This is a genomic window from Paraburkholderia elongata, from assembly GCF_013177735.1.
Classification (GTDB): Bacteria; Pseudomonadota; Gammaproteobacteria; order Burkholderiales; family Burkholderiaceae; genus Paraburkholderia; species Paraburkholderia elongata.
Window position 1 is genome coordinate 1 of sequence record NZ_WOEZ01000089.1, and the last position, 18660, is coordinate 18660.

An 18660-nucleotide genomic window follows, 5' to 3' on the forward strand; every position below is an offset into this window, starting at 1 on the left:
CATGCCCGTACGCATCACTATAGGACTCGCCGAACTGCACCACCTCGACCGTCGCCCCGCCATGCGCGCGCACCGCATCGACCTTCACCTGCGGGGTCGTCACCGGTACAACGATGATCGCCTTCACGCCCATGCGGGCCGCCGACAGCGCCACGCCCTGCGCATGATTGCCCGCTGACGCGGTAATGACGCCCCGCTGCAGCGCGTCCGCCGGAATGTGCGCCATCTTGTTGTACGCGCCACGCACCTTGAACGAGAACACCGGCTGGTTGTCCTCGCGCTTCAGATAAACCGGGTTGGAGAGCCGGGCCGACAGATTCGGCGCGCGTTCGAGTTCGGTCTCGCGGGCCACGTCGTAGACGCGCGCGGTCAGGGTTTTCTTCAGGTAGTCGTGGGAAGCCATGCGGGTGGCGCGGTGCGCTTTGTGAGTCGGGAAAGGGTCAATGATAGCGCCAACGGTGTGCGCTCTGGCCTTCAGCGAACCCTCGGCATGCGCCCGAGCGCCGTCGGCAAAGGCCAACCCGACCGTTCGGTCGGAGAATTCTTCGCAAGCGCTTGTGGGCGCCGTTCAACCCAAAAACGCTCAAAGTCCCGCCACAGCTCCGATTTCAGGCGTCAACGCGCGGCTGGATCATGGGGTAGAATTCCATTTTGGAATAAGGATCGGAAGATGCACTGGCAGCCTCGGATCGCCCATTTGATGCCCGTCCCGCGTGAGTCTCGCCCCGCGGCGGAGCGTCACGTCCGCCAGGCACGATCGTGTAGCTGTCTCTGAGCGCCGTGAAGCGACTGATGTGGGTAGACCGTCGGTTGAGCTTCGCTCCACAAAAAAATTTCCAGCATTGCGCACCACGCGCACCGTCAGCCGGCGCCTCGTCAATGAGCCCGCCGGGTTGACCCACCGAGTCGTCCGAACATGAACGCACCTCAAAGTTTCGATCCGCACGGGGCCGCCACCGCGGTGGCCGCCGATCCCGAAGCGCGTCTGCGCGAAATTCCCTATAACTACACGTCGTTTTCCGACCGCGAAATCGTCATCCGTCTGCTAGGCGACGAAGCCTGGGCGGTTTTGGCCGAACTGCGCGCGGAACGCCGCACCGGCCGCTCGGCGCGGATGCTGTATGAAGTGCTCGGCGACATCTGGGTCGTGCGCCGCAATCCTTACCTGCAAGACGACCTGCTCGACAATCCGAAGCGCCGCGCGCTGCTGATCGAGGCGCTGCACCATCGTTTGACCGAGATCGAAAAGCGCCGTCGCGCGGATCTGGTCGAGCACGGCGATGAAGCCGGCATCGATCGGGCTGCTCGCGTTGAAACGCTGGTTGCGGCTGCGCGCCGCGCCGTCGACGATTTTGAGAGCGAATTCCAGAAGACCTTCGATCTGCGCCGTCGCACGAACAAGGTGTTGGGTAAGGTCACGGAAAAAGACAACATCAAGTTCGACGGCTTGTCCCGCGTCTCGCACGTGACCGACGCAACCGACTGGCGTGTCGAGTACCCGTTTGTCGTGCTGACGCCGGATACCGAGGCCGAGATCGCCGGCATGATCAAAGCGTGTTTCGAGCTCGGTCTGACTGTGATTCCGCGCGGAGGCGGCACGGGCTACACGGGCGGCGCGGTGCCGCTCACGCCGTTCTCGGCTGTCATCAACACGGAGAAGCTCGAACAACTTGGCGCGGTCGAGATGACCGAACTGCCGGGCGTCGAGCGCAAGGTGGCGACGATTTTCTCCGGCGCGGGCGTGGTCACACGCCGCGTGACCGAAGCGGCCGAGCAGGCCGGCTTCGTGTTCGCGGTGGACCCGACCTCGCTGGATGCATCCTGCGTCGGCGGCAACGTCGCAATGAATGCGGGCGGCAAGAAAGCGGTGTTGTGGGGCACGGCGCTCGACAACCTCGCCTGGTGGCGCATGGTCGACCCGGAAGGGAACTGGCTCGAAGTCACGCGTCTGGACCACAACCTCGGCAAGATTCACGACATCGAAGTCGCGCGTTTCGAGCTGAAGTGGTTCGACGGCAACCACGCGCCGGGCGAAAAGCTGCTGCGCACGGAAGCGCTCGACATCAAGGGCCGCGTGTTCCGTAAGGAAGGTCTTGGCAAAGATGTGACCGACAAATTCCTGGCCGGTCTGCCGGGCGTGCAGAAGGAAGGCTGCGACGGCCTGATCACGTCGGCGCGCTGGGTGCTGCACAAGATGCCGGCGCATACGCGCACGGTCTGCCTCGAATTCTTCGGTCAGGCCCGCGAAGCGATTCCGAGCATTGTCGAGATCAAAGACTATCTGTTCGAAACGTCGAAGCAGGGCGGCGCGATTCTCGCTGGCCTCGAGCATCTGGACGAACGCTATCTGCGCGCGGTCGGCTATGCGACCAAGAGCAAGCGCAACGCGTTTCCGAAGATGGTGCTGATCGGCGACATCGTCGGCGACGATGCAGACGCGGTCGCCCAGGCCACCTCGGAAGTCGTGCGCATGGCCAACGGCAAGAGCGGCGAAGGTTTCGTCGCCGTCAACGCCGAAGCGCGCAAGCGTTTCTGGCTCGACCGCAGCCGTACTGCCGCGATTGCCAAGCACACCAATGCGTTCAAGATCAACGAAGACGTGGTGATCCCGCTCGACCGGATGGGCGAGTACACCGATGGCATCGAACGCATCAATATCGAACTGTCGATCAAGAACAAGCTGCAACTGGTCGACGCGCTCGAAACGTTCTTCAAGGGCGGCAAGCTGCCGCTCGGCAAGAGCGACGACGCCAACGAAATCCCGAGCGCCGAGCTGCTCGAAGATCGCGTGCAACAGGCGCTCGATTTGCTGAAGAAGGTGCGCACGCGCTGGGAATTCCTGCGCGACAAGCTCGATCTGTCCTTGCGCGAGGCGCAGCACTATCTGGTCGGCCTCGGCTACGAAGGGCTGGCGGAGAAGTTCGCCGATCGAGTCGACGCGCAGCCGGACGCGACCGTGTTCCATATCACGCAAGACCGTACGGTGCGCGTGTCGTGGAAGGCGGAGATCCGCGCCGAACTGCGTCAGATTTTCAACGGCGGCGAATTCAAGCCGATCCTCGAAGAAGCCCAGGCGATCCACAAGCAGGTCCTGCGTGGCCGCGTGTTCGTCGCGCTGCACATGCACGCGGGCGACGGCAACGTCCACACGAACCTGCCGGTCAACTCGGACAACTACGAGATGCTGCAGGACGCCCACGCGGCGGTCGCGCGCATCATGAAGCTGGCGCGTTCGCTCGACGGCGTGATTTCCGGCGAGCACGGCATCGGCATCACCAAGCTCGAGTTCCTGACCGACGAAGAGATCGGCGAATTCCGCGCGTACAAGCAGCGCGTCGATCCGCATGGCCGCTTCAATGCGGGCAAGCTGCTCGAAGGCGCTGACCTGCGCAACGCGTACACGCCGAGCTTCGGCCTGATGGGCTACGAATCGCTGATCATGCAGCAGTCCGACATCGGCGCGATTTCGGAGTCGATCAAGGACTGTTTGCGTTGCGGCAAGTGCAAGCCGGTGTGCGCGACCCACGTGCCGCGCGCGAACCTGCTGTACAGCCCGCGCAACAAGATTCTCGCCACCTCCTTGCTGGTCGAGGCGTTCCTGTACGAAGAGCAGACCCGCCGCGGCGTGTCGATCAAGCACTGGGACGAGTTCAACGACGTCGCCGATCACTGCACGGTCTGTCACAAATGCGTGACGCCGTGCCCGGTGAAGATCGACTTCGGCGACGTGACGATGAACATGCGCAACCTGCTGCGCAAGATGGGCAAGAAGAAGTTCAATCCGGGCAACGCAGCCGGCATGTTCTTCCTGAACGCCACCAACCCGCAGACGATCAACCTCGCGCGCACGGCGATGATGGGCGTCGGCTACAAGGCGCAGCGCCTCGGCAACGACTTGCTGAAGAAGTTCGCGAAGAAGCAGACGGCACACCCGCCGGCAACCGTCGGCAAGCCGCCGGTCACGCAGCAGGTGATCCACTTCATGAACAAGAAGATGCCGGGCAATCTGCCGAAGAAAACCGCGCGCGCGTTGCTGGACATCGAAGACAACAAGATTGTTCCGATCATCCGCAATCCGAAGACGACCACCGCCGATACGGAAGCGGTGTTCTACTTCCCGGGTTGCGGCTCCGAGCGGCTCTTCTCGCAAGTGGGTCTGGCGACGCAAGCCATGCTGTGGGAAGCGGGCGTGCAAACCGTGCTGCCGCCGGGCTACCTGTGCTGCGGCTACCCGCAGCGCGGCTCGGGCCAGTACGACAAGGCCGAGCAGATCGTCACCGATAACCGCGTGCTGTTCCACCGCGTCGCGAATACGCTGAACTATCTCGACATCAAGACGGTGGTGGTGTCGTGCGGTACGTGTTACGACCAGCTCGCCGGTTACGAATTCGAGAAGATTTTCCCGGGCTGCCGGATCATCGACATCCACGAGTTTCTGCTTGAGAAAGGGATCAAGCTCGAAGGCGTCAACGGCGTGCGCTACATGTACCACGACCCGTGCCACTCGCCGATCAAGACGATGGACCCGGTCAAGCTCGTCAATCAGCTGATGGGGTCGGAGAACGACGGCTACAAGATCGAGAAGAACGATCGCTGCTGTGGCGAATCCGGCACACTCGCGGTGACGCGCCCGGACATTTCGACGCAAGTCCGCTTCCGCAAGGAAGAGGAAATACGCAAGGGCGCGGCGAAGCTGCGTGGCATTCCGTTGGTGGCCGAGGCGGGTGCGAATGGGATCAATGCGGCCAATGCGCCGTCCGGCGCGGCGGGTGCACCGGACGGCTCCGTGCTCAAGGCCGGCAACGGCGCGCAGCCGAACGGTGCCACTGAGGTAAAGATCCTGACGAGCTGCCCATCCTGCCTGCAAGGCCTGTCGCGCTACAACGAAGACGCGGGCACCGAGGCAGACTACATCGTCGTCGAGATGGCACGTCACGTGCTCGGTGAAAACTGGATGGCGGATTACGTCCAGCGGGCGAACAATGGCGGAATCGAACGCGTGCTGGTTTAATGGCACGACTGACGATTTTTGCCTGAGGACGACAATGGAATGTGTTTTTTGCCGTGAAGATGGCGGCGATGTGCTGTGGCAGGACGACACCCTGCGTGTCGTCCTCGCCGACGAACATGATTACCCGGGTTTTTGCCGGGTGATCTGGAACCAGCACGTCGCTGAGTTTTCCGATCTCGCCGGAACCGACCGCGATCGCGTGATGCAGGCCGTGTACGCGGTCGAGCGTGCGATCCGGCGCATTCTTCAGCCGGTGAAGGTCAACCTGGCGAGCCTCGGCAACCAGGTGCCGCATGTGCATTGGCATGTGATTCCGCGTTTTTCGAACGACGCTCACTTCCCGCTGCCGATCTGGGCGCCGCGCCAACGCACGGTGTCCGAAGCCATGCTGTCGTCGCGCCGCGCGCAAGCCACCTTGCTGCGCGAAGCGGTGCGACAGGAAATCGAACGGGCTCTAGCCTGAGGTCATCATGAGTGGACTGACTCCCGATACCCCGGTGCCGACCGGCGTGGTCGTGCATTCCAAATCGCGCGTACTCGAATTGCAATACGCGAACGGCGAAACGTATCGCCTGCCGTTCGAACTGCTGCGCGTGTATTCGCCGTCGGCAGAAGTGATGGGCCACGGGCCCGGCCAGGAGACGCTGCAAACCGGTAAGCGCGACGTCACGATCACGATGATCGAAGGTGTCGGCAACTACGCGCTGCAGCCGACTTTCTCCGACGGCCATTCCACCGGCATCTATTCCTGGGACCTGCTGTACGACATGGCCGTCCGTCAGGATGAACTCTGGCGCGACTATCTCGCCAAACTGGCAGCGGCCAACGTCGACCGTGATGCACCGATGGCGCCAGCCGGTGCTGCGCACGGACACTGTCACTGATACGATTCGCCCTGATCGCCGCACTGATGCGGCGCAACATTTCAGAATACGCGAAAGGACGAGCGCGATGAGCAAAACCCACTTCGGCTTTCAATCGGTCGACGAACAGGAAAAAGCGCAGAAGGTGGCGGGCGTGTTCCACTCGGTCGCCTCCAACTACGACTTGATGAACGACCTGATGTCGGGCGGGTTGCACCGGGCGTGGAAGATGTTCACGATCGCCCAGGCCAACGTCCGGCCGGGCTTCAAGGTGCTCGATATTGCGGGGGGCACGGGCGATCTGTCGAAGGCGTTCGCCAAACAGGCGGGCGAAACCGGCGAAGTCTGGCACACCGACATCAACGAATCGATGCTGCGCGTGGGCCGCGACCGCCTGCTGGACAAGGGCGTGATCACGCCGGCGCTGCTCTGCGACGCCGAAAAGATCCCCTTTCCGGACAATTACTTCGACGTGGTGACCGTGGCGTTCGGCTTGCGCAACATGACGCACAAGGATGTGGCGCTGGCCGAGATGCGTCGCGTGTTGAAGCCGGCAGGCCGTCTGCTGGTGCTGGAGTTCTCGAAGGTGTGGGATCCGCTTAAAAAGGTCTACGACGTCTATTCGTTCAAGGTGTTGCCGTGGCTCGGCGACCGTTTTGCGAAGGACGCCGAGAGTTACCGCTACCTGGCGGAATCGATCCGGATGCATCCGGACCAGGAAACTTTAAAAACAATGATGGAACAAGCGGGCCTGGACGGCGTCAAATATTACAATTTGTCAGCTGGCGTGGTAGCTTTACATGTGGGGACCAAATACTAGGGTCCCTAACCCATCGTTTTTTAAAGGAAAGTACGAAAATGTCCGATTCAGGTGTGTTATCTCCCCGTAATGTTAAGCGGTCGTTGGTGAGAAGAATCGGACTGATCGCGATGGTCGGTCTGATCATGGCCGGCTCTCTCGCCTCGCTCGATGCGGAAGCCCGCCGCTTGGGCGGCAGCCGCAGCATCGGCCGTCAGTCGAACACGGTTCAGCAGCAGTCGACCCCGTCGCAACCTTCCCAAAGCAATCAGGCCATGCAGCAGCGCGCGCAGCCGGCACCGGCGCCCGCGCCGACTCCGGCCGCGGCGCCTAATCGCTCGCGCTGGCTCGGGCCGATCGCCGGTCTCGCGGCAGGCCTCGGTATCGCCGCGCTGTTGTCGCACTTCGGTCTGGGTGGCGCGTTTGCCGGCGCCATGGCCAACATCATCGTGATCGCGGTCATTGCGATGATCGGCATCTGGCTGATCCGCCGCTTCATGGGCCGCAAGCGCGATACGGACCAACCGGCGTACGCGGGCGGCTCGCCGTCGCTGAATTCGGGCGGCACCGGCTACACGCAGGAACCGCGTTATACCGCTCCGCCCACTGGCTCGTACCTCGAGCCGCACGGCAACCCGCTGAGCACGCCGTCCATCAACACTGCCCCGGCAGTGCCGGCCGGCTTCGATTCGGAAGCGTTCCTGCGCAACGCCAAGGTGTACTTCGTGCGGCTGCAAGCCGCGTGGGACGTCGGCAACATGGAAGACATCCGCGAATTCACCACGCCGGAAATGTTCGCCGAAGTGAAGGTCGATTTGTCGTCGCGCGGTGCCGAGTCCAATCAGACGGACGTGGTGCAACTGAACGCGGAGTTGCTGGGCGTGGAAGAACGCGCGACCGAATACTTCGCCAGCGTGCGCTTCTCCGGTTTGATCCGCGAATCGGCGGGTGCGGCGGCTGAGCCGTTCGTCGAGGTCTGGAACCTGACGAAGTCGAACCGGCCTGGCGAAGGCTGGCTGCTGGCCGGCATTCAGCAGGTGGCGCAGCACTGAGGCAGCAGCGAGACAGAGCCGAGGCAGCACTGCGCGCCCTGACTTCGCACAAAGCATTGGCCGTTCGGCATAGCAAGCCGCGAAGCGAACGGACGTTACAATAGGAACCCGCGCGGGCACCTCGCCCGCGCGGGTTTTTTCTTGCCACTTTCAATGACCCTCGCCGCCAAGCCCTTCGCTGCTGCCGTCAATCACCTGCTCGCCCGCGAATCGTGGGCTCGAGAGCGCCTCGCCCCGTACGCGGGCAAGACCGCCAGACTGTCCTGTCCGCCGGTCGTGCTGATGCTGCTGGTGCAACCGGACGGCTACCTGGGCGCGGTAGACGAATCCGATGCGCAACAGTTCGACGTGACTATCTCGGTGCCGTCCGATGCGTTGCCGGCCTTTGTGCAAGGCGGCCAGGCCGCCGTGATGAAGCACGTGAAGATCGAAGGCGACGCCGAGTTTGCGACCGTGATCGCCAAGCTCGCCGAGCATCTGCGCTGGGAGCCGGAGGAAGATCTGGCGAAGCTGATCGGCGACGGTCCGGCGTGGCGGGTCGCGTCGATCGTGCGCACGGTCGGCGAACATGCGCGGCGCACCGGGCGCAATCTGCTCGACACAGCCGCCGAATATCTGCTCGACGAAAATCCGCAACTGGTGCGGCGCGCCGCGTTGGAAGACTTCAACGTCGAACTGGCCCGCGCCCGCGATGCTCTGGCGCGCGTGGAAAAGCGCATCGAGCGTCTTGAACAGAAGGTCGAAGCCCACGGCGCCAACGTGCCGGGCGGCGCCGCTACGTCGCGCGGCACGCGCTAGTCACTGGGCACAACTATGCGTTTTCTGCGTTTCCTCAAGATTTTTTTCACGGTCATTCGATTCGGTCTCGACGAGATGATGCTCAGCCGCGTCAACGACCGGCGTGTGCGTCTGCTGCTGCGTATCACTACCATCGGTCGTAAGTTCGACGCCCCTCCGGGCGTGCGCTTGCGGCTCGCGCTCGAAAGCCTCGGGCCGATCTTCGTCAAGTTCGGGCAGGTGCTGTCCACGCGGCGCGATCTGCTACCGGTCGACATCGCCAATGAACTGGCCAAGCTGCAGGATCAGGTGCCGCCGTTCGATTCGGCGGTGGCGATCGGGCTGGTCGAGAAGTCGCTCGGGGCACCGGTCGACGTGCTGTTCGACGATTTCGAGCGGGTGCCGGTGGCGAGCGCGTCGATCGCGCAGGTTCACTTTGCGAAGGTGAAAGCAGGGCAGCACGCGGGCAAGGCGGTCGCCGTGAAGGTGCTGCGGCCGAATATGCTGCCGGTGATCGATTCCGACCTGGCCTTGCTGCGCGACATCGCCGTATGGGCCGAGCGCCTGTGGGCCGACGGCAAGCGCCTCAAGCCGCGCGAGGTGGTCGCCGAATTCGACAAGTATCTGCACGACGAACTCGATCTGATGCGCGAAGCGGCCAACGGCAGCCAGTTGCGCCGCAACTTCGTCGGACTCGATCTGCTGCTGGTGCCGGAGATGTACTGGGAGTTCTGCACGCCCACCGTGCTCGTGATGGAGCGCATGGTCGGCGTGCCGATCAGCCAGGTGGAGACGCTGCGCGCGGCCGGCGTCGATATTCCGAAGCTGGCGCGCGAAGGCGTCGAGATCTTCTTCACCCAGGTGTTTCGCGACGGCTTTTTTCACGCCGACATGCACCCGGGCAACATTCAGGTGAGCCTCGACCCGGCGCATTTCGGCCGTTATATCGCGCTCGACTTCGGCATCATCGGTGCGCTGTCGGACTTTGATAAAAACTACCTCGCGCAGAACTTCCTCGCTTTCTTTAAGCGTGACTACCATCGCGTCGCCACCCTGCATCTGGAGTCGGGCTGGGTGCCGCCTACGACTCGGGTCGAAGAACTGGAAAGCGCGATCCGCGCGGTTTGCGAGCCGTATTTCGACCGCGCGTTGAAGGATATTTCGCTGGGCCAGGTGTTGATGCGCCTGTTCTCGACCTCGCGCCGCTTCAATGTGGAAATCCAGCCGCAACTGGTGCTGCTGCAAAAAACCATGCTGAACGTGGAAGGGCTCGGCCGCTCGCTCGATCCTGAACTGGACTTGTGGAAGACGGCCAAGCCCTATCTCGAACGCTGGATGAACGAGCAGATTGGTCTGCGCGGTTGGTTCGAGCGGCTGAAGATCGAGGCGCCGCAGTGGAGCAAGACGCTGCCGCAGTTGCCGCGCCTGATCCATCACGTGCTGGCTGAGCGTCACGACAACACCCGCGGCGCGAACGACGACATGATTCGCCAGATTCTGCTCGAGCAGAAGCGCACCAATCGGTTGCTGCAAGGGCTGTTGCTGTTCGGCGTGGCGGTCGGTGTCGGCGCGGTGCTGGCGCGGGCGTTTATGGCGTTCGCCTACGGCGGATGAATCCGATCCTGATCCATGCGAGGCACCATATGAGTGACCCGACCGAGCCTTCCATGCCCGACTTTGCGACCCGCGATCCAAACTCGCCCGAGTTCTGGGACGAACGCTTCGAGCGCCATTTCACGCCGTGGGATCAGGCCGGCGTGCCGGCGGCGTTCCAGTCATTCGCCGAGCGCCATCGCGACGCTGCGGTACTGATTCCGGGTTGTGGCAGTGCCTACGAAGCCCTATGGCTAGCGCAGCAAGGCAATCCAGTCCGAGCGATCGATTTCTCGCCGGCCGCCGTAGCGGCAGCGCACAAGCAATTGGGTCCGCAGCATGCGCAACTGGTCGAGCAGGCTGACTTCTTCACTTACGAACCGCCGTTCACGCCGGCATGGATCTACGAGCGCGCGTTCTTTTGCGCGCTGCCGTCGGCGCGCCGTGCAGACTACGCGCAACGGATGGCCGAGTTGTTGCCAGCTGGCGCGTTGCTGGCGGGTTTCTTTTTCATCGGCGCGACGCCGAAAGGGCCCCCGTTCGGCGTCGAGCGCGCTGAACTCGACGCGTTGCTCATGCCGCACTTCGATCTGATCGAAGATGAAGCCGTGAACGACTCGATTCCTGTCTTTGCCGGCCACGAGCGCTGGATGAGCTGGCGCCGTCGTGCTTGAGCGCGTCGCCGCCGCGTTTGACGGCGGCTCGGGCCACACTTGATTCGATAACGGCCGCCCCCATTTAGGTGGGCGTCGGCTGTGCCTGGCGCTTGTCCCCGAAATTCGCGGGTGACTAGCCATATGCGGCTATAATTCAAGGCTTTGCAAGCGTTTACAAGATTTCAGTAGGGAAAAGTTCATGCCGATCTACGCTTATCGTTGCGAGTCATGCGGCTTCGGGAAGGACGTGCTTCAGAAGATGAGCGACCCCCAGTTGACGCAGTGTCCCGAGTGCGGGAAAGACACATTTCGCAAGCAGGTGACTGCCGCCGGTTTCCAGTTGAAGGGCTCCGGCTGGTATGTGACCGATTTCCGCGGCGGTAACAGCGGCGCGAGCGCGCCGGCCAAGCCCGACGCGAATGGCGACTCGAATGCGAATTCGGGCGAAAACGCCGCAGCCGGGAATAACGGCGCAGCGCAATCCGACACGGCTTCGGCCAACGGCACGGCCGCCGCCGCTTCATCGGGCGCAGCCGCAACGCCCGCCGCACCCGCCGCACCCGCCGCATCGGCGAGTTCGAGCGGTTCCGGCAGCGCCTAGTGGGACTGCCGCCCTCAGGGGCGGCGCACACGCCGCGCGTCGGGTATCGGCTCGCGCGGCTTTCTGGCGGTACACATGACGACGAAAAAAACGACGCTCAAATCGGTGTTCCTGACTGGCCTGCTGGTGCTGGTGCCTCTGGCTATCACATTGTGGGTGCTCGGCCTGATCATCGGCACGATGGACCAGACGCTGTTGCTGCTGCCGACCTCATGGCAGCCGGAGCGCGCGCTCGGCTTCCGTTTGCCGGGCCTCGGCGCGGTGCTGACGCTGGCGTTCATCTTTGTCGTCGGGCTGTTGACGCAAAATTTCATCGGGCAGAAGCTCGTGAAGTGGTGGGAAGTCGTGGTCGCTCACATTCCGGTGGTCGGCCCGCTCTACACCAGCGTCAAACAGGTATCGGACACCTTGTTGTCGAGCAGCGGCAATGCGTTTCGCAAGGCGCTGCTGATCGAGTACCCGCGCCGCGGTTCCTATACGATTGCGTTTCTGACCGGCATTCCGGGCGGCGACGTGGTCAACCACCTGAAAGAAGATTACGTCAGCGTGTATGTGCCGACTACGCCGAACCCAACGTCCGGCTTCTTCCTGATGGTGCCCAAGAGCGAAGTGATCGAACTCGACATGACGGTCGACGCTGCGCTCAAGTACATCGTCTCGATGGGCGTCGTGGCGCCGTCCGCGCCGCCGGCGCCGGTAGTGCGCCGCACGACAGTCGAGCCTCCGCTGTAATGCCGGTGCGCAGCGTTTCAAGCCGTGTTTGATTGCTGCGCGCGGTTCAACCAATGCAAAACGAAAGACAAACATCATGTCGATGAGATCTGAATACTGCGGTCTGGTGACCGAAGAACTGCTGGGCCAAACCGTCTCGCTGTGTGGCTGGGTAAGCCGCCGCCGCGACCATGGCGGCGTCATCTTCATCGACCTGCGCGACCGCGAAGGCCTCGTTCAGGTCGTCTGCGATCCGGATCGCGCTGAGATGTTCAAGACGGCCGAAGGCGTCCGGAACGAGTTCTGCCTGCAGATCAAGGGCGTGGTTCGCGCCCGCCCGGAAGGCACGACGAATGCCTCACTGAAGAGCGGCAAGATCGAAGTGCTGTGCCACGAGCTGATCGTGCTGAACGCGTCGATCACGCCGCCGTTCCAGCTCGACGACGACAACCTGTCGGAAACCACGCGTCTTACGCACCGTGTGCTCGACCTGCGTCGTCCGCAGATGCAGCACAACCTGCGTCTGCGTTACCGCGTTGCGATCGAAGTGCGCAAGTACCTGGACTCGCTGGGCTTCATCGACATCGAAACGCCGATGCTCACCAAGAGCACGCCGGAAGGCGCGCGCGATTACCTCGTGCCGTCGCGTACCAACCCGGGTCAGTTCTTCGCGCTGCCGCAGTCGCCGCAACTGTTCAAGCAGTTGTTGATGGTCGCTAACTTCGATCGCTACTACCAGATCGTCAAGTGCTTCCGCGACGAAGACCTGCGCGCCGACCGTCAGCCGGAATTCACGCAGATCGACTGTGAAACCTCGTTCCTGTCGGAACAGGAAATCCGCGATCTGTTCGAGGCGATGATCCGTCACGTGTTCAAGGAAACGATCGGCGTTTCGCTGGACGAGAAATTCCCGGTCATGCTGTATTCGGAAGCCATGCGCCGCTTCGGTTCGGACAAGCCCGACCTGCGTGTGAAGCTCGAATTCACGGACCTGACGGATGCAGTGAAGGACGTCGACTTCAAGGTGTTCAGCACGCCGGCCAACACGAAAGATGGCCGCGTCGCGGCGATCCGCGTACCGAAGGGCGGCGAGCTCTCGCGTGGCGATATCGACAGCTACACGGAATTCGTGCGCATCTACGGCGCGAAGGGCCTGGCGTGGATCAAGGTCAACGAAGTGGCGAAGGGCCGTGATGGTCTGCAAAGCCCGATCGTCAAGAACCTGCACGACGAAGCGGTCAAGGCAATCATCGAGCGCACCGGCGCGCAAGACGGCGACATCATTTTCTTCGCGGCGGATCGCGCGAAGGTGGTGAACGACAGCCTGGGCGCGCTGCGTCTGAAGATCGGTCATTCGGAATTCGGCAAGGCCAACGGTCTGGTCGAATCTGGCTGGAAGCCGCTGTGGGTGGTCGACTTCCCGATGTTCGAGTATGACGAGGAAGACAACCGCTACGTCGCCGCGCATCACCCGTTCACGAGCCCGAAGGACGAGCACCTCGAGTATCTGGAAACGGATCCGGCGCGCTGTCTCGCCAAGGCCTACGATATGGTGCTGAACGGCTGGGAAATCGGCGGCGGTTCGGTGCGTATCCACCGTGAAGAAGTGCAGAGCAAGGTGTTCCGCGCGTTGAAGATCGGCGCGGAAGAAGCGCAAGCCAAGTTCGGCTTCCTGCTCGACGCGCTGCAATACGGCGCGCCGCCGCACGGCGGTATCGCATTCGGTCTGGACCGCATCGTCACGATGATGGCCGGTGCCGATTCGATTCGCGACGTGATCGCGTTCCCGAAGACGCAGCGCGCGCAGTGTCTGCTCACGCAGGCGCCGAGCGAAGTGGACGAGCGCCAGTTGCGCGAGTTGCACATCCGCCTGCGTCAGCCGGAACCGAAGGTCTAAGCTGAGCCGAACTCGGGCGGCCTGAAGACCGGCGGTCCGAGTGGGACGAAGAAGCGAACGAAGCAAAAAACGAAAAAGGCGCGTGATGCGCCTTTTTCGTTTTTTGCGTTACAGTCGAAGCAACCGGTCTCGACCGCTTATCGGACCACCCAACGGACCGCTCACCGACATGTACCGCGCAAGCGTTGCGCCCAGTTTTTACGCCATGCCGAAACCGCCGAAGATCCCGCAATCCGTACTCGTCGTCATCCATACGCCCTCGCTCGACGTGCTGTTGATCCGGCGTGCCGATCACGCAGATTTCTGGCAATCGGTGACCGGTTCGAAAGACCAGCTCGACGAACCCTTCATCGAGACAGCGACTCGCGAAGTGGCCGAGGAAACCGGCATCGTGGTCGGCAGTCAGCTGGTGCCGCAAAGCGCGCTGTTCGACTGGCAGTACTCGATCGAATATGAAATCTACCCCCAGTTCCGGCATCGCTATGCCGAGGGCGTGATCCACAACACCGAGCATTGGTTCAGCCTGGAAGTGCCCGAGCAGCTCGAAGTGACGCTCGCGCCGCGCGAGCACACCGCGTTTCTGTGGCTGCCCTATGAAGAGGCGGCCTCACGCTGCTTTTCGTCGTCGAATGCCGACGCGATCCTGCAATTGCCGAAGCGGCTCGCTGGACGCCTGAATGGCCAGTCCGAGGAGCGTGCCCGGTGAGCATAGGTGGCGCGCGCCGTTTCGCGCGACTCCGGCAATCGCTGCTCGGCCGCCGCTACTGGCAGCGCTACCGCTTCACCAGCGGCAACGACGTCAAGCTGCTGCGTTCCGGCGACGAGTTCTTTGCCGCGCTGATCGAACGCATCGACGCGGCACGGAGCGACGTGGTTCTCGAAACCTATATCTTGTCTGACGACAGCGCAGGTCAGGCCGTCGGCGCGGCGTTGCTGCGCGCAGCCTCGCGCGGCGTGAAGGTGCGCGTGATTACCGACGGCATCGGCACCGAGCGCCTCGCAATGTTCAGCGAATGGCCACTCGCCGGCATCGATCATCGTATCTACAACCCGCATCTGTTCGGCCGCTTCGGCTTCTCGCGTACGCACCGCAAGATCGCGGTGGTGGACGATCAGTTCGGCTACTGCGGCGGCATCAACATCGTCGACGATTACGAGAACAACGGCGAGAAGCTGCCTTACCGGCGCTGGGATTTCGCGGTGGAATTGCACGGGCCGGTGGTCGCCGATATCCGCCAGGCGTTCGAGGTGCAATGGCGGCGGATCCGTCTCGGGCATCGGCCTCTTGACTCGCTCGAGCCTGATCTCGGGCCGAAGGCCATGGCGTCGCTCGGCACGCTGCGCCGCCGGCGCCGCAATCGCAATGAGGCCCTCTGGGCCGGCGGGCTGCCATGCGTGGCCTTCGTCGCACGCGACAACCTGATCAACCGCCGCGCCATTGAAAAGGCGTATCTGACCGCGATCGGCCAGGCGCGCAGCGAAGTGCTGCTGGCCAATCCGTACTTCATGCCGGGCCGCAAGCTGCGGCGCGCGCTGGTGTTCGCGGCGCGGCGCGGCGTCGACGTGAAGCTCATCATCGGGCGCAAGGAGTTCAAGGCGCTCGATTACGCCGTGCCGTTCCTGTATCGTGCTCTGCTCAAAGCCGGCGTGCAGATCGCCGAGTACGAGAAAACCCTGCTACACGGCAAGGTCGCGGTGGTGGATTCGAGCTGGGGGACAGTCGGTTCGTCGAACCTCGACGCGTTGAGCCTGATGCTCAACAACGAAGCCAACGTGGTGCTGGTGAACGACCCGTCGCTCGACGCGCTGCGCGATGCGATCCTCGCCGCGTTCAAGGAGTCGCGCCGGATCGACGAGGCGCGCTATGATGCCCGTCCGGCGGGCGAGCGCTTGCTCAACTGGCTTGCCTACACGACCTATCGGGTCGTCATGAAGCTATTAACGGTGGGTGGCTATGACTAGCTCATCGGCACCTCGCACATAACCGCAAGGGCGCAGCGTCAATGAAAGGGACAAAAGAAGGCAAACGCCTCTAAAAAATCTGATTCCTCTGATTGACGGATGCCGCAGAATTGAAACCGGGTTAGAAACCGGTTTCTAATAAAGTCCTTGTTTCGCGGACGGCAGCACTCAATAATAGTACGGCCGTTCGATTTTCTTTCGGTCACATTAGAACGGTAAAAAAGCTATGCGAAAAGGCGAACAAACACGAGTCGCGATTCTCGAAGCAGCACTTGATCTGGCAAGCCGCGACGGACTGGAAGGTCTGACGATTGGGCTGCTGGCCGAGCGCATGCAGATGAGCAAAAGCGGTGTGTTCGCGCATTTCGGCTCGCGCGAGGATTTGCAGGTTGAAGTCGTGCGCGAATATCACCGTCGTTTCGAAGACGAGGTGTTTTTCCCGAGTTTGCGTGAGCCTCGTGGATTGCCGCGCTTGCGCGCGATGATCTCCCGCTGGATTGAGAAACGTATTCAGGAAGTCACCACTGGGTGCATCTACATCAGTGGCGCGGTCGAGTATGACGACCGCGGGGACAACCCGGTGCGCGAGCAGCTGGTGTCGAGCGTGACGATCTGGCGTGCGGCGCTCACGCGTGCAATTTCGCAGGCGATGGAAGAAGGGCATCTGCGAGCCGATACCGATCCGCAGCTGATGCTGTTCGAACTGTACAGCTTCACGCTCGGTCTGCATCACGACGCGCGCTTCCTGCACTTGCCGGATGCGGTGCGTCTTACGTGGGCCGCGCTGGAAAAATTGATTGTTTCGTATCAGAGCGAAAGCCGTTAGCAAGGCCGTCGAACTTAAACAGATTCAGCGGCGCTGAAAGTCCGTTTCCACGGACCGAGCTAACAGCCTGGCTCCTTGTCAAACTTTGGAGAGAGTCATGGGACAGTACGCCGCGCCGCTGCGCGACATGCAATTCGTTTTGCACGAGCTGCTTAACGTCGAAGCCGAGATCAAGCAGATGCCGAAGCACGCGGATCTCGATGCGGAGACGATCAACGCCGTGCTCGAAGAGGCCGGCAAGTTCTGCTCCGAAGTGCTGTTCCCGCTCAATCACAGCGGCGACCAGGACGGCTGCACGTACGCCGGTGACGGCGTGGTGACCACGCCGAAGGGCTTCAAGGAAGCCTATAAGCAATATGTGGAAGCCGGTTGGCCGGCACTCGGCTGCGATCCGGAATACGGCGGCCAGGGCCTGCCCGCATTCGTCAACAACGCGCTGTATGAAATGCTGAACTCGGCGAACCAGGCGTGGACGATGTACCCGGGTCTGTCGCATGGCGCGTATGAATGTCTGCACGCGCACGGCACGCCGGAACTGCAGCAACGCTATCTGCCGAAGCTGGTCGCGGGCGTCTGGACCGGCACGATGTGTCTGACCGAGCCGCATTGCGGCACCGACCTCGGCATCCTGCGTACCAAGGCTGAACCGGATAGCGACGGCTCGTACGCGATCAGCGGCACGAAGATTTTCATCTCCAGCGGCGAACACGATCTCGCGGAGAACATCGTTCACCTGGTGCTGGCGCGCCTGCCGGATGCGCCCAAGGGCACCAAGGGCATTTCGCTTTTCATCGTGCCGAAGTTCATCCCGAACGAAGCGGGCGAACCGGGCGAGCGCAACGGCGTGAAGTGCGGCTCCATCGAACACAAGATGGGCATTCATGGCAACGCGACCGCCGTGATCAATCTGGACAACGCAAAGGGCTGGCTGGTCGGTGAGCCGAACAAAGGCCTGAACGCGATGTTCGTGATGATGAACGCCGCGCGTCTGGGCGTCGGCATGCAGAGCCTGGGTCTGACCGAAATCGGTTACCAGAACTCGCTGGTGTACGCGAAAGAACGTCTGCAAATGCGTTCGCTGACCGGCCCGAAGGCGCCGGAAAAAGCGGCCGACCCGATCATCGTGCACCCGGACGTGCGCCGCATGCTGCTCACGCAGAAGGCCTACGCCGAAGGCGCGCGCGCGTTCTCGTACTGGTCCGCGCTGCACATCGACAAGGAACTGTCGCACGCCGACGAATCGGTGCGTAAGGAAGCGGCGGATCTGGTCGCGCTGCTCACGCCGATCCTGAAGGCATTCCTCTCGGACAACGCGTTCGAGAGCACCAATCACGCCATGCAGATCTACGGCGGACACGGCTTCATCACCGAGTGGGGCATGGAGCAATACGTGCGCGACGCGCGTATCAACATGATCTACGAAGGCACCAACGCGATTCAGGCGCTCGACCTGCTCGGCCGCAAGATCCTCGGCGATATGGGCGCGAAGATGAAGAAGTTCGGCAAGCTGGTGTCGGATTTCGTCGAAGCCGAAGGCGTGAAGCCGGAAATGCAGGAGTTCATCAACCCGCTCGCCGACATCGGCGAAAAGGTGCAGAAGCTGACGATGGAAATTGGCATGAAGGCGATGCAGAACCCGGACGAAGTCGGCGCTGCCGCCGTGCCGTACCTGCGCACCGTCGGCCACCTGGTGTTCTCGTACTTCTGGGCGCGCATGGCACGTATCGCGCTGGACAACGAAGCATCGGGCGATCCGTTCTACAAGGCGAAGCTCGCTACCGCACGCTTCTACTTCGCGAAGCTGCTGCCGGAAACGGCGATGACGATTCGTCAGGCGCGCGCCGGTTCGAAGTCGATGATGGACGTCGAAGAGTCGCTGTTCTAAAGCGTATCCCTTACGGCAAGCGCCACG

The 18660-nt window shown here is 62.3% G+C and carries 16 protein-coding genes; 15 read left to right on the forward strand and 1 reads right to left on the reverse strand.

The genetic code is table 11. From position 1 onward, the window contains the following. The coding region (locus GNZ13_RS17230; RefSeq protein WP_172166667.1) for a pyridoxal-phosphate dependent enzyme at nt 1–403 on the reverse strand (403 nt) is incomplete at its 3' end. A 513-nt stretch (nt 404–916) separates the two neighbouring features. On the opposite strand from GNZ13_RS17230, the gene GNZ13_RS17235 reads away from it, so the two are divergent. The 15 genes from GNZ13_RS17235 to GNZ13_RS17305 all read left to right on the forward strand — a co-directional run bounded on the left by GNZ13_RS17235 (nt 917) and on the right by GNZ13_RS17305 (nt 18633). Next, nucleotides 917–5011 (forward strand): DUF3683 domain-containing protein, encoded by a 4095-nt coding sequence (locus tag GNZ13_RS17235; RefSeq protein ID WP_172166584.1) that lies wholly within the window; start codon nt 917–919, stop codon nt 5009–5011. 34 nt (nt 5012–5045) lie between these two features. Continuing rightward, nucleotides 5046–5474: an HIT family protein gene (locus GNZ13_RS17240; protein ID WP_172166586.1), complete on the forward strand. Its 429-nt coding sequence runs from the start codon at nt 5046–5048 to the stop codon at nt 5472–5474. Between the two features lie 7 nt (nt 5475–5481). Further along, a complete protein-coding gene (locus GNZ13_RS17245; protein ID WP_172166588.1) occupies nt 5482–5895 on the forward strand; it encodes a gamma-butyrobetaine hydroxylase-like domain-containing protein in 414 nt (137 codons plus the stop codon). Nucleotides 5896–5962: 67 nt separating this feature from the next. Beyond that, on the forward strand, nt 5963–6694 hold the full coding sequence (ubiE, locus tag GNZ13_RS17250; RefSeq protein WP_153137354.1) for a bifunctional demethylmenaquinone methyltransferase/2-methoxy-6-polyprenyl-1,4-benzoquinol methylase UbiE: 732 nt from the start codon (nt 5963–5965) through the stop codon (nt 6692–6694). A 38-nt stretch (nt 6695–6732) separates the two neighbouring features. Next, entirely contained in the window at nt 6733–7725 is a 993-nt protein-coding gene (locus GNZ13_RS17255) for a Tim44 domain-containing protein (RefSeq protein ID WP_172166590.1), read from the forward strand. Between the two features lie 153 nt (nt 7726–7878). Beyond that, nucleotides 7879–8523, forward strand: a complete 645-nt coding sequence (locus GNZ13_RS17260) for a ubiquinone biosynthesis accessory factor UbiJ (protein ID WP_172166592.1) — start codon at nt 7879–7881, stop codon at nt 8521–8523. 15 nt (nt 8524–8538) lie between these two features. Continuing rightward, on the forward strand, nt 8539–10116 hold the full coding sequence (ubiB, locus tag GNZ13_RS17265) for a ubiquinone biosynthesis regulatory protein kinase UbiB (RefSeq protein WP_172166594.1): 1578 nt from the start codon (nt 8539–8541) through the stop codon (nt 10114–10116). Nucleotides 10117–10145: 29 nt separating this feature from the next. Beyond that, the gene (locus GNZ13_RS17270; protein WP_172166596.1) at nt 10146–10769 is read left to right on the forward strand and encodes a methyltransferase domain-containing protein; all 624 of its coding nucleotides are present in this window, start codon (nt 10146–10148) and stop codon (nt 10767–10769) included. Between the two features lie 181 nt (nt 10770–10950). Continuing rightward, nucleotides 10951–11352 carry an FmdB family zinc ribbon protein gene (locus GNZ13_RS17275; RefSeq protein WP_172166598.1) on the forward strand — a complete coding sequence of 134 codons (402 nt, stop codon included), beginning with the start codon at nt 10951–10953 and terminating at the stop codon, nt 11350–11352. 75 nt (nt 11353–11427) lie between these two features. Continuing rightward, nucleotides 11428–12084 carry a DUF502 domain-containing protein gene (locus tag GNZ13_RS17280; RefSeq protein WP_172166600.1) on the forward strand — a complete coding sequence of 219 codons (657 nt, stop codon included), beginning with the start codon at nt 11428–11430 and terminating at the stop codon, nt 12082–12084. A gap of 76 nt (nt 12085–12160) precedes the next feature. Beyond that, the gene (aspS, locus tag GNZ13_RS17285) at nt 12161–13960 is read left to right on the forward strand and encodes an aspartate--tRNA ligase (RefSeq protein ID WP_172166602.1); all 1800 of its coding nucleotides are present in this window, start codon (nt 12161–12163) and stop codon (nt 13958–13960) included. A 205-nt stretch (nt 13961–14165) separates the two neighbouring features. Further along, nucleotides 14166–14666: a dihydroneopterin triphosphate diphosphatase gene (gene nudB / locus GNZ13_RS17290; protein WP_172166669.1), complete on the forward strand. Its 501-nt coding sequence runs from the start codon at nt 14166–14168 to the stop codon at nt 14664–14666. Beyond that, a complete protein-coding gene (gene clsB, locus GNZ13_RS17295; RefSeq protein WP_172166603.1) occupies nt 14663–15922 on the forward strand; it encodes a cardiolipin synthase ClsB in 1260 nt (419 codons plus the stop codon). Before nudB ends, clsB begins: the two co-directional genes overlap by 4 nt. Nucleotides 15923–16148: 226 nt before the next feature. Continuing rightward, nucleotides 16149–16748 (forward strand): TetR/AcrR family transcriptional regulator, encoded by a 600-nt coding sequence (locus GNZ13_RS17300; RefSeq protein ID WP_046566835.1) that lies wholly within the window; start codon nt 16149–16151, stop codon nt 16746–16748. A gap of 97 nt (nt 16749–16845) precedes the next feature. Beyond that, entirely contained in the window at nt 16846–18633 is a 1788-nt protein-coding gene (locus GNZ13_RS17305) for an acyl-CoA dehydrogenase C-terminal domain-containing protein (protein ID WP_172166605.1), read from the forward strand. Nucleotides 18634–18660: the final 27 nt, after the last annotated feature.

Coding starts and splice junctions, on each gene's coding strand:
- GNZ13_RS17280 (WP_172166600.1), top strand. CDS start 11,428: ATGACGACGAAAAAAACGACGCTCAAATCGGTGTTCCTGACTGGCCTG.
- aspS (WP_172166602.1), top strand. CDS start 12,161: ATGTCGATGAGATCTGAATACTGCGGTCTGGTGACCGAAGAACTGCTG.
- GNZ13_RS17240 (WP_172166586.1), top strand. CDS start 5,046: ATGGAATGTGTTTTTTGCCGTGAAGATGGCGGCGATGTGCTGTGGCAG.
- GNZ13_RS17235 (WP_172166584.1), top strand. CDS start 917: ATGAACGCACCTCAAAGTTTCGATCCGCACGGGGCCGCCACCGCGGTG.
- GNZ13_RS17300 (WP_046566835.1), top strand. CDS start 16,149: ATGCGAAAAGGCGAACAAACACGAGTCGCGATTCTCGAAGCAGCACTT.
- nudB (WP_172166669.1), top strand. CDS start 14,166: ATGCCGAAACCGCCGAAGATCCCGCAATCCGTACTCGTCGTCATCCAT.
- GNZ13_RS17260 (WP_172166592.1), top strand. CDS start 7,879: ATGACCCTCGCCGCCAAGCCCTTCGCTGCTGCCGTCAATCACCTGCTC.
- ubiE (WP_153137354.1), top strand. CDS start 5,963: ATGAGCAAAACCCACTTCGGCTTTCAATCGGTCGACGAACAGGAAAAA.
- GNZ13_RS17305 (WP_172166605.1), top strand. CDS start 16,846: ATGGGACAGTACGCCGCGCCGCTGCGCGACATGCAATTCGTTTTGCAC.
- GNZ13_RS17270 (WP_172166596.1), top strand. CDS start 10,146: ATGAGTGACCCGACCGAGCCTTCCATGCCCGACTTTGCGACCCGCGAT.
- ubiB (WP_172166594.1), top strand. CDS start 8,539: ATGCGTTTTCTGCGTTTCCTCAAGATTTTTTTCACGGTCATTCGATTC.
- GNZ13_RS17245 (WP_172166588.1), top strand. CDS start 5,482: ATGAGTGGACTGACTCCCGATACCCCGGTGCCGACCGGCGTGGTCGTG.
- GNZ13_RS17255 (WP_172166590.1), top strand. CDS start 6,733: ATGTCCGATTCAGGTGTGTTATCTCCCCGTAATGTTAAGCGGTCGTTG.
- GNZ13_RS17275 (WP_172166598.1), top strand. CDS start 10,951: ATGCCGATCTACGCTTATCGTTGCGAGTCATGCGGCTTCGGGAAGGAC.